We start from the raw sequence: 14,815 nt of genomic DNA on the forward strand, positions 1-14,815 counted from the left end.
ATTTTTAGTTATACTGTTGTTACATATATCAAATTCGAACTTATATTTATGGATAATAATCTGCAAACAGCCACTTTTGGCGCTGGCTGTTTTTGGTGCATTGATGCTGCTTTTAGAAATGTCGCTGGCGTAGCGTCAGTTCGCTCAGGTTATGCTGGCGGCACCATTGATAATCCAACCTATCAGCAAATTTGTACTGGCTTAACGGGTCACGCAGAAGTAATTGAGATTAAGTTTGATGAAAACAAAGTATCCTTTGATACCTTATTAGATATGTTATTTACTTTACACGATCCTACCCAATTAAATCGCCAAGGTAACGATACCGGCACACAATACCGCAGTGTGGTGTTTTATCATCATATGGAGCAAAAGTACTTAACCGAGCAAGCTATCATTAAACATCAAGAAAGTCATAATGATGAAATCGTCACAGAATTAAGCCCAGCCCCAATTTTTTATTCAGCAGAAACTTATCACCAAGATTATTATGCTGCAAATCAACAACAACCTTACTGCAGTATGTTAATTGGACCAAAAATAGCTAAGTTTAAAAGTGTGTTTGCGGAGTATTTGAAGTAAGGTTTTGATGACCCTTCATATGTCATCTTTGAAGTGTTTTATCGAGTTTTTAGTTAAACTGTTTTAACTACAAATTAACTCGTCATCTTCGAAGTGTTTTATCGAGTTTTTAGTTAAACTATTTTAACTACAAATTAACTCGTCATCTTCGAAGTGTTTTATCGAGTTTGTAGTTAAACTGTTTTAACTACAAATTAACTCGTCATCTTCGAAGTGTTTTATCGAAGATCTTTTCCACAACATTCCAGTTTATAGATTCCCGATAAAACACCTCGGGAATGACGAAGGTTTAGTTTTGAATTTGAAGTAAGGTTTTGATGACCCTTCAGATGTCATCTTTGAAGTGTTTTATCGAGTTTTTAGTTAAACTGTTTTAACTACAAATTAACTCGTCATCTTCGAAGTGTTTTATCGAGTTTGTAGTTAAACTGTTTTAACTACAAATTAACTCGTCATCTTCGAAGTGTTTTATCGAAGATCTTTTCCACAACATTCCAGTTTATAGATTCCCGATAAAACACCTCGGGAATGACGAAGGTTTAGTTTCGAATTTGAAGTAAGGTTTTGATGACCCTTCAGATGTCACCTTCGAAGTGTTTTATCGAGTTTGTAGTTAAACTATTTTAACTACAAATTAACTCGTCATCTTCGAAGTGTTTTATCGAAGATCTTTTCCACAACATTCCAGTTTATAGATTCCCGATAAAACACCTCGGGAATGACGAAGGTTTAGTTTCGAATTTGAAGTAAGGTTTTGATGACCCTTCAGATGTCACCTTCGAAGTGTTTTATCGAGTTTGTAGTTAAACTATTTTAACTACAAATTAACTCGTCATCTTCGAAGTGTTTTATCGAAGATCTTTTCCACAACATTCCAGTTTATAGATTCCCGATAAAACACCTCGGGAATGACGAAGGTTTAGTTTCGAATTTGAAGTAAGGTTTTGATGACCCTTCAGATGTCATCTTTGAAGTGTTTTATCGAGTTTTTAGTTAAACTGTTTTAACTACAAATTAACTCGTCATCTTCGAAGTGTTTTATCGAGTTTGTAGTTAAACTGTTTTAACTACAAATTAACTCGTCATCTTCGAAGTGTTTTATCGAAGATCTTTTCCACAACATTCCAGTTTATAGATTCCCGATAAAACACCTCGGGAATGACGAAGGTTTAGTTTCGAATTTGAAGTAAGGTTTTGATGACCCTTCAGATGTCATCTTTGAAGTGTTTTATCGAGTTTTTAGTTAAACTGTTTTAACTACAAATTAACTCGTCATCTTCGAAGTGTTTTATCGAGTTTTTAGTTAAACTATTTTAACTACAAATTAACTCGTCATCTTCGAAGTGTTTTATCGAAGATCTTTTCCACAACATTCCAGTTTATAGATTCCCGATAAAACACCTCGGGAATGACGAAGGTTTAGTTTTGAATTTGAAGTTTGAAATAAGCGTGCAAGCTAAGTAAAAAAGACTTATATTCAGGTAAAAAAAGCGCTAGTTAAGCGCTTTTTTTCGAATTGGTGAAGTGATGAATTTGGAAAATCGAATCAGTCCTAAATAATCTCTATTTAAAATTAAAGCAAATATCATCATAAAGTCTACTAAATTAACTCCTGTTGAATATAGACCCCAAAGCCACCAATATGTTTTATTTTGATAAATATGAATATCCATATACATAGATAAAAATAGTATAGAATTAATTATTAATCCAAAACAGACATATTTCACACCTGTTTGAAATTTATCTTTAATAAATCTAATACAAATTAAAACAATTAATAGTGTAACAACATCATATAAAAACCAAATAAAGTAAATTTTACTAGTCGCTGTAAACGTATTGAAGTGATCGCTTATAAAATAAGATAAAAACATCACTAATGAAGTGGCAAGAAGTAAATGATCTTGCTTTTTTGCTAATACCTTCATTAATACATTGTAGAACAAAGCCATTAAAAACCCCCAAACTACGAAGGCTCCTAATGATTCCGCTAACATTTTAGTTAAATACATTTGAGGTCTCTATTTTTAAATAATTACACTATTTTGTAATAATTACTCCACCTTGACGATATGGTTCTACTGTTTCAAGCCCTTTATCTTGTGAAGTGATAATTACACCGCCCTGCCTATTCGGCTCAGCACCACCTAAATCTTTAGCGGCTTGCGAAAGCATTACTGTATCATTTTGTAGAGTATTAGTGCTAGTCGTTTGCGGTGGGGTTGTTGTCTTAGCTGGTTGATTTTGTTCATAAGCTAATACTGAGATAGCTGAATTATTTGAAACTTGCATATTATTTACCCTTATTTGCTATTTAAAAAAAGATGTAACTTGAATATTAATTACCTCAATTGTTGAAATATTAATCTCAAGTATGACTTCAATGTTTTCTGACTAAACAGTTTCCCTATATTTAGTAGACTAATAGCAAATTACGAACCAACTTTAACAAAATAACCATTAATTACAGTGGATTACATTAAATTACGAATAAGGAATTATTTTCATTTACCTAGTGCCATACTTTTTATTTAATCCTTTAGAATGGCATGCTTAATTTAGCAACAAAAAAGCCTATCGATATTTATAATCGATAGGCTTTTTTGCGTTAATGAACTAGTCCTCATTCTCAACTAAAAGTGTTAAAACCCTTAATTAAAACCCAGTTAATAAACTATGCGGCAATCTAATGCCTCGGCATACTTTCCTCTACAAGCTGAGGTTAAGCAACGTTTTTGCATGGGATCTGGTTTACCATATCGATTTTTTCATTTAACAAATAATCCATAGCAACTTCATCACAATTGTCTTTACGTAAACATAATTCACAGTCTTTCATTACTTTTTCAGGTAATTCAGACTTATGACTATCAGCAAAGCCAAGTTTAGCAAAGAACCCTGGTACACGTGTTAATACAATCACACGCTTAAGTGCTAACTTTTTAGCTTTAGCTAACAGGTGCTCTACTAATGCACGCCCTTGACCTTTAACTTCTGCTTTTTCACTAATACCTAAAGAACGAATTTCAGCAAGACCTGTATCGTAGATATATAAAGACGCACAGCCCGTTACTTTACCGTTAACTTCAGTAACAGCAAATTCATTTATTGAGTGCACCATATCGCTTTTAGCACGTGGTAAGTTTTCACCCACTTTTGCCCAATACTGAATTAAGTCATTAATAGATTCAACATCACTTAATCTGGCATCACGAACAATTACTTTTTGCGAAGTGCGCGCATTTTTAATTGCGAATTTCACTTGTGTTTCAGATGTACCACCAAGTGCTTTGCGGGCATCTAAACAGGCTTGAAGCTCAAGTACTGGATAAACATCGTCATCAATTGTTTCACATACAGCTTTAAATTGTGCAATGGATAAGTCTTCTAGATTTTTACCTTCTCCAATCGCAACTTGTACCAGCTCACCTACGATATGATGGCCTTCTCTAAATGGAATACCCTTAGCAACTAAGTAATCAGCGAGCTCTGTTGCATTAGCGTGTCCGCCTTGTGCAGCGGCTTTGGTTGCCTTTGAATTAACTTTAACACCTTTAATACAGGCTTCAGCCATATGAATGCTAGCAAGCCAAGTTGGCATCGCATCAAATAAACCTTCTTTGTCTTCTTGCATATCTTTGTTATATGCAAGTGGTAAGGCTTTTAAAGTCATCATCATGGCTGAAAACGCACCAAATACACGGCCTGTCTTGCCACGAATAAGCTCAAGTGCATCAGGATTTTTCTTTTGCGGCATTAAAGAAGAGCCTGAAGTAACGCTGTCTGCTAACTCTAAAAATCCAGCTTCTCCCGTATTATAAAAGATCATATCTTCTGCCATACGAGATAGATGCATCATAGATATTGAAGCACAGCTTAATAACTCGACCACAAAATCACGATCAGATACGCCATCTAAACTATTTTTTGTAGCAGAGGCAAACCCTAATGATTCGGCAAGTTTTTGCCGGTCTATGGCATAAGCTGTCCCCGCAAGTGCACCGGACCCTAGAGGACATACATTAAGTCTGTCTAAAGCATTTTTTAAGCGGCTTTCATCACGTTCTAGCATTTCATAATAAGCCATGCACCAGTGACTAAATAATACAGGCTGTGCACGTTGTAAATGCGTATAGCCTGGCAATACCGTTCCAAACTCTTTTTCGGCTAAAGTCACAATTGCATTTTTAAGCGATGCGATTGCCTTTAAAAGTTGCTCTGCTGTATCACGACTCCATAGTCTAAAGTCAGTTGCTACTTGGTCGTTTCTACTTCGACCTGTATGTAACTTTTTACCTAAGTCGCCTACTTTTTCAATCAATGCAGTTTCAACGTAAGAGTGAATATCTTCAGCACCCGATGCCACAATTGCTTGTGTATTAACAGCTACTTCGTCTAATAACTCACTTAATGCTGATTGAATTTGTTGGAATTCGTCTTGGGTTAATACATTTACTTGCGTTAATGCATTTGCCCAAGCTATTGAACCTACAATATCTTGTTCTGCTAATTGATAATCAAAAGGCAAAGAGTCGTTAAACTGCTTAAATGCCTGATCTGGTCCTGATGAAAATCTGCCGCCCCACAATGCCATTTTGTTCTCCCGGGCGAATAAATTCGCCCTTGTTATTACTTGCTACTTACTTTTTATTACTAAAAACTATTTTGTATTTTCTTTGCTTAGTGCTGTGATTCTGCTTGAAAGTGAGAATAAACGAATAAACCCTTCAGCATGAGACTGGTTATAAACATCATCGGCACCAAAAGTTGCAAAATCTTCACTGTATAAGCTGTTAGGTGATTTCTTTTGAACTGCAGTTACGTTGCCTTTGTAAAGCTTAACTACGATTTCACCTGTAAATACTTCTGCTAGCGCTTCTGCACTTGCTAAAATTGAATCTTTAAGTGGTGTAAACCAACGACCATCATAAACAAGGTGAGCAAACTCATTAGCAAATGTGTTTTTCCACTTACGACACTCTTTATCTAATACAAGCTCTTCAAGTGCACGTAAAGCAGTAACCATAACTGTACCGCCTGGTGTTTCATAACAACCACGAGACTTCATGCCTACTAAACGATTTTCTACGATATCAATACGACCAACACCATGTACTGCAGCAGGTTTATTGAGCGCTTCTAAACATTGGTATGGAGATAGTTTTTCACCATCAATTGTTGTGATTTCACCTTTTTCGATACCAATATGAATATACAGCGCTTCATTTGGTGCTTCTTCTGGAGAATTTGTTAAAGGCCAAATTTCAGCTGACGGCTCACACCACGGATCTTCAAGCTCACCACCTTCAGTAGATAAATGCCACGCATTACCGTCACGGCTATAGATTTTTTTAGCTGACGCAGCACATGGAATATCACGCTCTGCTAAGTAATCAAGTAGTGATTCACGGCTGTCTAAGTCCCACTCCCTCCAAGGTGCAATTACTTTAAGGTTTGGTGCCAATGCAGCAAAACACGATTCAAAACGTACTTGGTCATTACCTTTACCAGTACAACCATGAGCGACCGCATCTGCGCCTACTTTAAGTGCCACTTCAACTTGTGCTTTAGCAATGATAGGACGTGCCATTGAAGTACCTAATAAGTATGTGCCTTCGTATACCGCACCGGTTTTAAGCGTAGGGTAAATATAATCTGCAACCATTTCTTCTTTAAGATCTACTACATAACACTCAGATGCACCTGATGCGATAGCTTTTTCTTCAATGCCTGCGAGCTCTTCATCGCCTTGACCAACATCAGCAACAAACGCCACCACTTCACAATCATAGTTTTCTTTTAACCAAGGCATGATCACTGATGTATCTAAACCGCCTGAATATGCTAATACTACTTTTTTAATTGAGCTCATAACTTTACCTTTGAATAATTCTTTATTTAACGTGTTGGGCTAAAGCCCAATCTACAAAACATATAATTTAGTCATCTCCGAAGTCTTTTATCGGAGATCTTTTTCAATCTTAGATTCCCGATAAACACATCTCGGGAATTTCTGTTCCTTTACTTAACAAAATTCGGATTTAATAGCGTTATCAATAACGCATTTTGTGCATGCATACGATTTTCAGCTTGCTGAATAATTTTTGCAGCAGGGCCATCCATTAGCTCAGAGGTGATCTCAAACTCTCTATGTGCTGGTTGGCAATGCAATACAGTACTTGCGCCAGTTTTTTCTAATAAAGCTTGATTTAACTGGTAAGACATATACTTTTGTTTTACTTGTTGAAGTGGAGTTGTATCCCCCATAGAAACCCAAGTATCTGCATACAATACATCTGCACCGGCTGCTGCTTCAACACGATCACTTACTTGTACATGTGCAGCGTTAATTGCTGCGATTTGCTCAGCTTGCTTTACAATTTGCGCATCTGGTGAAGCGCCTTTAGGGCAAACTGCAACAAAGTCAGTGCCTAAAGTTGCAGCTAATAGCATAAGTGAATGCGTTACATTATTGCCTTCACCTAAATAAGCGACTTTTAGCTCACTTACATCACCATGCACTTCTTGTAATGTTAAGAAATCAGCCAATGCCTGACATGGATGATATAAATCACATAAGCTATTTACGACTGGTACACTTGCATGTTCTGCTAAAGTCGTTAAAGTACTGTGCTGATTAACACGCGCTACAATGCCATCAGCCCAAGTTGAGATATTTAAAGCAAAATCTTTTACCGATTCACGAGAACCCATAGCGCCATTTTGCTGATCTAAATAAACTGCGTGACCACCTAATTTATTAATGCCAATATCAAATGAAAGACGTGTTCTTAAACTCGGCTTTTCGAATAAAGTAACAATAGATAACCCAGCTAATGCTTGATTGAAGTCCTGTGGGTTACCTTTTAATGCTTTTGCTAAATCTAGCAATTTTAAAATTGCTGTTTTATTTAACTCTAATCCATGTAAAAAATGTTGTGCCATGATGTATTCATCCTAAATAATTTATAAAGTGACTTTTGTGCCGACATGTTGACCTTGAAGTAAACCAGCTAAATTTTCTGGTTTTTGCCAACTAGAGATATAAACACCTCGTCGTAAATGTTCGGCAGCACGTAAACTGGTCTCAACCTTGACCTGCATACCACCTAATATCACTCCATCATTAACTAATTCTTTTATTTCATTTGTATTAAGCTGATGTAAAGGTTTTTTGTCAGCATCAAGTACAGCCTCTACATCTGTCATAAATATTAATTCTGCATCTAAGTTAGCTGCTATTGCTGCTGCCGCCTCATCCGCATTTACGTTGTACCAGTTACCTTCTAAATCAAAACCAATTGAACTTACAATCGGCAATCTGTTTGCACAAAGCATTGCCTGGATTACGCTATCTTGTGTTGCTTCACAGGTACCAACTTGGCCTAACGCTTTGAGCTTTTTAGTACTTTCAATTCCTGCTTCATACAAACTTAAACCTACTGGTTTTAAGCTTGCTGATAATGCTAGTCCCATAAGTTGCTTATTGGCACAACCTGCTAATGCTCCAACTATGTAAGGCATTTGCTCTTTAGGGCTAATTCTTAAACCTAAGTGTTTTGCCGTTGCAAAGCCGGCATCTTTAAGCCAACTATCAACTAAGGCACCGCCACCATGAACAAATACAAATTTAGCATCGGTTTGCTGAGCAATTACTTCGAATAATGCTTTTGCCGCGTTTTGACTATTTAAAACGGCACCGCCGAGCTTAATTACCCAAGTTTTCATGATTTAGCTCCTTCAGGTAACGTTTGTGACTGCCCTTTTGACAGTAAACCTAACTCGCCAGATAATCCCATGCTGATATTCATACACTGCAATGCCTGACCTGATGCACCTTTTAATAAGTTATCAATCGCTGACATCACAATGAGTTGTGACCCTTTTTGTTGCCACGCAATATCAACAAATGGCTTATTTGCCACACCATTAATTGATGGAATCGTATTACCTAATAAACGAATTAATGGTTTATCTGCTAAACACTGATATGCAGCTTCAACTTGCTCTTGCGTGACACCGTCTTTTAATTGCACATAGATAGTTTCAAGAATACCTCTAGGGAAATTTCCTAAGTGCGGCGTAAATAACACATCATGGTTTAAATACTTTTCTATTTCAGGTGTATGTCTATGATTAAATAACCCATAAGCACCTATACTTACCTCACAAAAATGCGTGCCTATGTTGGCTTTACGTCCTGCGCCTGTCACACCTGACACTGCATTTATGATAATAGGTTGCTCTGTGACTAAATCGCCATCAACCAAAGGCTTTAATGCGTTTAATGCGGCTGTTGGGTAACACCCTGGCACAGCAATCAATTTTGCATTTTTTATATCGTCCTGATTTTGCCATTCAGCTAAACCATAAACGGCTTGATTTAATAAAGTAGTATTGCCATGACTGAAACCATAATATTCTTGATAATCTTCATCTGAACTCAAACGAAAGCCACCAGAAAGGTCAAAAACTTTTTTACCCATTTCAATAAAAATCGGCGCAAGTTCTACACTTACTTTATGATCTGTACATAAACACACATAATCAGCATTATTTTGTATATCGGTAAATGCTTCTGAAGTGAGAGGTGCTAAAGGTAAATCTAATAAACCTAAGTGTTGTGGATATAAACGACTTAATGGCTTACCTTTATCTAAGCTATTTTCAGATACATAAATACCTGCAAGTGTTAATTTTTCATGTGATGCTACAAGAGATGCTAATTCTGCACCGCTGTAACCACTTGCTCCGATAATTACTACTTTCATCTTAACCTCTAAAAATTTCCCTCCAATTGGAAGGAATAAAAATCAGCTTACGCTGGGGAGATATTTATGCTAAATATGTGTATATGTATGCAGAATAAGTTAAACTGGATTTATATTCAAGTTTTATGAATAATTATTTTAGGTTTTATTATGTCTATACCCAATTTTATGCAAATGTACCAAACGCTGATATCTCTACCTTCGATCAGCGCAATTGATGAGAAGCTAAATTTAAGCAATAAAGATGTGATTAATAACTTAGCTAATTGGTGTCAAAGTTTGGGATTTAAATGTGAAATTTCAGAGCTTGAAAGTGCACCTGGAAAATATAATTTATTGGCTAGGTTAAATCCTAGCGACAGTGAAAATGGAAAAAAGAATTTCATGGTGGTTTAATGTTAGCAGGTCATACCGATACTGTACCTTTTGATGATAACCAATGGAGCATGGATCCCTTTACGTTAACGGAAACTGACAATAAATTATTTGGTTTAGGTTCGATTGATATGAAAGGTTTTTTTGCATTCATTTTGCATGCTTTACAAGAGTTCGATTTATCGAATTTAAAACAGCCTTTGATCATATTAGCCACTGCTGATGAAGAAACAACCATGGCGGGTGCGCAGCAAATTTGCCAACATAAAAACTTAAAACCTGCTCGCTGTATTGTAGGTGAACCTACGGATATGGTGCCGGTATTTACCCATAAAGGGCATATGTCGAGTGCAATTAGAATTGTTGGTAAATCAGGTCATAGTTCAGATCCTGAAGCCGGTTTAAATGCAATTGAAATTATGCATTTGGTGATAGGAAAACTCCTTATTTTAAAGCAAGAGCTAAAGAATAAGTATTCAGTTGAACACTTCGTAATTCCTTACCCCACTTTGAATTTAGGCCATATTCATGGTGGCGATAACGCAAATCGTATTTGTGGTTGTTGTGAATTACATATCGATATGCGACCTTTGCCGGGCATTAGTGTTATACCAATTGTACTAATTAACTTCCCATTCAGCGGGAGTTAAAAGCGCTTTAGACAAGGTAAATTATTGAAGTCATAGTTATTCTCGGCAATAGCTCCTGCATTGCTCTACCTTCTGAATCCATTCAGTCGTATTTCAAAATTATTTAACGCAGTATAAATCGCTTATAAACCCGCCTTACAGGAGCCTATGGGGATTTACACTTCGTTGTTATATTATCTTTTAAGGGAATGACCATTACTGCGATAACATGCCTAGAATTGAAAACCCCCAAAGGCTCTGAGTGGGAACTTACTTAATACAATTGGTATTATAGCGCTACAAGCAATGCTGTTAGGTGCGGTTAACGAAATAAATAAACAATACCCCAATGCTGTTGAAGTAATAGATTTACACGCACCTATTCCTGCGTTTAAAAGCACAACCGATTCTGCGCTTGTTAAATTAGCAGAAAAAATATCAGGGGAAAAAGCAATTGCAGTGAATTACTGTACAGAAGCACCATTTATTCAGCAGCTTGGATGTGAAACGATTATTATGGGCCCAGGATCGATCAACCCCATCAACCCCATCAACCCCATCAACCAGATGAATATTTAGCAATTGAAAAGATAAAACCAACACAATCAATGATAAAGAAATTAATTGTAGAAAGCTGCTTTTAAAATAAAACGCGGCTGAAGCCCCGTCTACAAAATCTAAATCTATTTTCGTGAAGATAAAGCGACTAAGGTGCCTTCAATAGAACGGACATAAGCTAATGTTTGTCCGTTCGACTTATCTGCGGGAGGACAAAAAGGTTCAGCCCCTGCTGCAACGGCTTTATCATATGATTCAATAACATTGTCACAATAAAAGCGTATTTCAAAACCCAGTGCTGGTTGTTTTGGCTGAGTGCGAATATAGCTTTGTTTAAAGTTTGATTGCGCACAAGGGTGTGCAGAAAAAGCCAATTTTACGTGCCCTGTATCTAGCTCAGCATACTGACCCGACCCATCATCTTTAATCGTGCTTAAACCAAAAGCTTGATAATAAAAATCTAACGTTTCTTCAACATCATCAACATAGATAATTGTTTTCGCAAATTCCATCACAACACCCTTATATTTTGAACATGATCATTAATTTATTCTTATGTGATCATTAGCTTAAAATATGCCCTAAAATTGATAATAAAACAAGCAAGTTTCAGTCCTAAGCATAAAAAGTTGATTGAGTTCAAACTATTACATTTATTTTGACTTTAAGAGCAACTTCCTATCTCCCATAAACAAAAAAAAGCGCCATCGGCGCTTTTTTTATTTTAAAAACAAACTCTAACCTTTGTTTTTATGTAACTTAGCAATTTGTCTGCGTTTACGTTTTTGAGACAAAGTCACTTTAGTCGTACGACCAGCGTAAGGGTTATCACCTTCACGGAATTCAATCTTAATTGGCGTACCCATTACATTTAATGCTTTACGGTAGTAATTCATTAAGTAACGTTTGTATGACGTAGGCAGTTTATGTACCTGATTACCGTGAATAACGATAATTGGTGGATTGTAACCACCTGCGTGAGCTGTGATTTAAGAGTAACTTAACATGACGACTATTTCTCTATTAATAAAAAAAGCGCCATTGGCGCTTTTCTTCTACTTTAAAAACAAACTCTAGCTTTTGTTTTTATGTAACTTAGCAATTTGTCTGCGTTTACGTTTTTGCGACAAAGTAACTTTAGTTGTACGACCAGCGTAAGGGTTATCACCTTCACGGAATTCAATCTTAATTGGCGTACCCATCACATTTAATGCTTTACGATAGTAATTCATTAAGTAACGTTTGTATGACGTAGGCAGTTTATGTACCTGATTACCGTGAATAACGATAATTGGTGGGTTGTAGCCGCCTGCGTGAGCGTATTTAAACTTAACACGACGACCACTCACCATAGGTGGTTGGTGATCAGACTGTGCCATATCCATAATACGACGTAGCATAGACGTACTGACACGTTTAGTTGCAGATTGATATGCTTCGTCTACTGATTCAAATAAGTGACCAACACCTGTACCGTGAAGTGCAGAGATAAAGTGAATGCGTGCAAAATCAATAAAGCCTAAACGTCTATCTAGCTCTGTTTTGATACGATCTTTAACATAATCATCTAAGCCATCCCACTTATTTACAGCGATAACTAATGAGCGACCTGCATTAAGTGTAAAACCTAATAGACTTAAATCTTGGTCACTAATACCTTCTCTGGCATCAACAACAATTAAAACAACATTTGCATCTTCAATCGCTTTTAATGTTTTAATTACCGAGAATTTTTCAACAACGTCATTAACTTTTTTACGTTTACGTACACCGGCAGTGTCGATTAATACATATTCTCTATCATTACGCGTCATAGGAATATATACAGAGTCACGTGTTGTGCCTGGCGCATCATAAACGATTACACGTTCTTCGCCTAAAATACGGTTTGTTAATGTTGATTTACCAACATTAGGACGCCCAATGATAGCTAATTTAATTGGCTTATCTTCAGGATTGTAGTCTTCTAAGTCTTCATCATTTTCATAAATCTCAGAAAACTCATCCTCTTCTTCTACAGCATTAGCTTCAATGCCGTGAAGCTTATTGTACTCATCAATAATAGGCTGTAATGCAATTTCAATTAGAGAAGTTACGCCACGACCGTGTGATGCCGCAATATGATAAACTTCACCTAATGATAACTGATAAAACTCAGCACAGTTTGAATCTGCATCAATGCCATCAGTTTTATTAGCAACAACTAAAATTGGCTTATCTTTTTTACGTAAATGATTAGCAATTGCTTGATCAGCTACAGTCATGCCAGCACGCGCATCAACTAAAAATAAAACAACATCCGCTTCTTCAATTGCCAATAAAGATTGCTCAGCCATTTCCACTTCGATGCCCGTTTCCGAACCATCAATTCCGCCAGTATCCACAACGATAAACTCATAGTCATCACTACGCGCCTGACCATATTTACGATCACGAGTTAAACCTGGAAAGTCAGCAACTAACGCATCACGAGTACGAGTTAAACGATTAAATAATGTGGATTTACCAACATTAGGTCGCCCAACTAGAGCGATCACAGGAAGCATAAACAACCCCTTAAAATTATACTAAATATAAATAAAACCGACTTTTCAGTGGTTTAGCTGTAAATTTAGTATGAAAACTAAAAACAACAAAAGGCTTCGCTATGCGAAGCCCTTTAAAATTATCTTATTCAATCACAGGTTAAACTGTGATTAACTAAAACGTTACATTATGGTGCTTCAATAACTGAAACTTCACCATCTCTTGTAGTAATAACAAGTTTATTACCAGCTGTAACTGCTTCTACATAAAAGCCTGAACTATCAAACTCTTCACGAGAAACTAAGTCACCACTGGTTTTATCTAACCAATGTAGATTACCTTCGTTATCGCCTAGTACTAAATTATTTCCAATAACTGTAGGCCCAGTTAAGTGCCAACCAACTAAAGCCGGCTGACTCCAACGCTCGATGCCTGAGTTTTTATCTAAGGCAAAAATACCGCCAGAGCTATCTACTAAAAAGATATTTTGACCATCAGTTGCAATTTCTCTGTAGCCACTGTATTCACGTTTAAATACAACGTTACCAGAGCGGATATCTACAGCTGCTAAATTACCATTATAGGCTAAAGTATAAACCATTGAGCCTGAAACAATAGGTTGCACATCAACATCTACTAAACGTTCAAATTCTGAAGAACCTTTTGGCACAGCAATATCTGCCTTCCAAGCTGAAAAACCACTTTCAGAAATAAGCACAGTTAGCTTACCGGTTTCCTCACCAACTAAAACACCACCATTTGCAACAACTGGTGCGCTCATGCCGCGTAATGTTAATGCAGGTACTTCTTGCTCGTATTTCCAGCGCTGCTCACCTGTATCAGGATGCAAGGCAACAAGTTGTCCGGAACCTAAGTTAGCAAAAATTAAACCGTCACCTGCTGCTGGGCTTGATAACGCTTCACCAGGCACATTTTTACGCCAAACGATTTCACCAGTTTCTCTATCAAGCGCGATAATTTCGCCATGTTCAGAGCCAACGTAAATTTTACCAAATGCTTGTAACAAACCGCCAGAAAGTTTTGCATTATCGCTATCTTCCCAAGGCCAAAATGCAACGTTTTCACGCACATCTTTTTGCCATATTACATCGCCAGTCTCTAAAGAAAGCGCTTTTACTTTGCCGTTTCTATCTGCAACGTAAACAGTCTCTTTATAAACAGTAGGAGAAAGCTTTGAGTAGTAATGGCCGACACCATCACCTACAGACTCTTGCCATAAAACTTTAGTTTCAAACTGATTTACAATAACAGGTAAAACTAGCTCTTCAGGCTCTTCATCATCACTTGATGAACAACCCATTAATGAGGCCATGCATAAGGCCAATGTTGCCATGGTAATTTTTTTCATGA

At 36.8% G+C, this 14,815-nt stretch carries 13 protein-coding genes and 1 pseudogene; 3 read left to right on the forward strand and 11 right to left on the reverse strand.

The window, feature by feature from the left end:
• Positions 1 to 48 precede the first annotated feature (48 nt).
• Positions 49 to 582: a peptide-methionine (S)-S-oxide reductase MsrA gene (gene msrA / locus PSA_RS17475; protein ID WP_042150637.1), complete on the forward strand. Its 534-nt coding sequence runs from the start codon at positions 49 to 51 to the stop codon at positions 580 to 582.
• Between the two features lie 1,493 nt (positions 583 to 2,075).
• Here msrA and PSA_RS17480 read toward each other — a convergent pair.
• From PSA_RS17480 to argC, 7 genes are all read right to left on the reverse strand, one after another.
• Positions 2,076 to 2,537 carry a hypothetical protein gene (locus PSA_RS17480; protein ID WP_157575790.1) on the reverse strand — a complete coding sequence of 154 codons (462 nt, stop codon included), beginning with the start codon at positions 2,535 to 2,537 and terminating at the stop codon, positions 2,076 to 2,078.
• 88 nt (positions 2,538 to 2,625) lie between these two features.
• On the reverse strand, positions 2,626 to 2,877 hold the full coding sequence (locus PSA_RS17485) for a hypothetical protein (RefSeq protein WP_193216565.1): 252 nt from the start codon (positions 2,875 to 2,877) through the stop codon (positions 2,626 to 2,628).
• Positions 2,878 to 3,307: 430 nt separating this feature from the next.
• Positions 3,308 to 5,179, reverse strand: coding sequence for an argininosuccinate lyase (gene argH, locus PSA_RS17490; protein WP_042152859.1), 1,872 nt, complete (start codon positions 5,177 to 5,179; stop codon positions 3,308 to 3,310).
• Positions 5,180 to 5,245: 66 nt separating this feature from the next.
• Entirely contained in the window at positions 5,246 to 6,457 is a 1,212-nt protein-coding gene (locus tag PSA_RS17495) for an argininosuccinate synthase (protein ID WP_042152861.1), read from the reverse strand.
• 149 nt (positions 6,458 to 6,606) lie between these two features.
• The gene (locus PSA_RS17500; protein ID WP_042152864.1) at positions 6,607 to 7,530 is read right to left on the reverse strand and encodes an ornithine carbamoyltransferase; all 924 of its coding nucleotides are present in this window, start codon (positions 7,528 to 7,530) and stop codon (positions 6,607 to 6,609) included.
• Positions 7,531 to 7,551: 21 nt separating this feature from the next.
• Positions 7,552 to 8,313, reverse strand: a complete 762-nt coding sequence (argB, locus tag PSA_RS17505; RefSeq protein ID WP_042152868.1) for an acetylglutamate kinase — start codon at positions 8,311 to 8,313, stop codon at positions 7,552 to 7,554.
• Positions 8,310 to 9,356 (reverse strand): N-acetyl-gamma-glutamyl-phosphate reductase, encoded by a 1,047-nt coding sequence (gene argC, locus PSA_RS17510; RefSeq protein WP_042152871.1) that lies wholly within the window; start codon positions 9,354 to 9,356, stop codon positions 8,310 to 8,312. The genes argB and argC overlap by 4 nt, the downstream gene beginning before the upstream one ends.
• 150 nt (positions 9,357 to 9,506) lie before the next feature.
• On the opposite strand from argC, the pseudogene argE reads away from it, so the two are divergent.
• Together argE and PSA_RS17520 are read left to right on the forward strand one after the other, a co-directional pair.
• A pseudogene (gene argE / locus PSA_RS17515) lies at positions 9,507 to 10,339 on the forward strand (acetylornithine deacetylase); the annotation flags it as partial.
• 327 nt (positions 10,340 to 10,666) lie between these two features.
• On the forward strand, positions 10,667 to 10,939 hold the full coding sequence (locus PSA_RS17520) for a hypothetical protein (protein ID WP_059364974.1): 273 nt from the start codon (positions 10,667 to 10,669) through the stop codon (positions 10,937 to 10,939).
• 104 nt (positions 10,940 to 11,043) lie between these two features.
• Here the strand turns inward: PSA_RS17520 and PSA_RS17525 are convergent, their stop codons facing one another.
• The 4 genes from PSA_RS17525 to bamB all read right to left on the reverse strand — a co-directional run bounded on the left by PSA_RS17525 (position 11,044) and on the right by bamB (position 14,813).
• The gene (locus PSA_RS17525; RefSeq protein ID WP_042152883.1) at positions 11,044 to 11,430 is read right to left on the reverse strand and encodes a VOC family protein; all 387 of its coding nucleotides are present in this window, start codon (positions 11,428 to 11,430) and stop codon (positions 11,044 to 11,046) included.
• A gap of 225 nt (positions 11,431 to 11,655) precedes the next feature.
• Positions 11,656 to 11,907: a hypothetical protein gene (locus tag PSA_RS24730; protein WP_082305769.1), complete on the reverse strand. Its 252-nt coding sequence runs from the start codon at positions 11,905 to 11,907 to the stop codon at positions 11,656 to 11,658.
• 84 nt (positions 11,908 to 11,991) lie between these two features.
• Positions 11,992 to 13,464 (reverse strand): ribosome biogenesis GTPase Der, encoded by a 1,473-nt coding sequence (gene der, locus PSA_RS17530; protein WP_042152886.1) that lies wholly within the window; start codon positions 13,462 to 13,464, stop codon positions 11,992 to 11,994.
• A 167-nt stretch (positions 13,465 to 13,631) separates the two neighbouring features.
• Positions 13,632 to 14,813, reverse strand: coding sequence for an outer membrane protein assembly factor BamB (gene bamB / locus PSA_RS17535; protein ID WP_042152889.1), 1,182 nt, complete (start codon positions 14,811 to 14,813; stop codon positions 13,632 to 13,634).
• Positions 14,814 to 14,815: the final 2 nt, after the last annotated feature.

This window comes from Pseudoalteromonas sp. '520P1 No. 423' (genome assembly GCF_001269985.1).
Classification (GTDB): Bacteria; Pseudomonadota; Gammaproteobacteria; order Enterobacterales; family Alteromonadaceae; genus Pseudoalteromonas.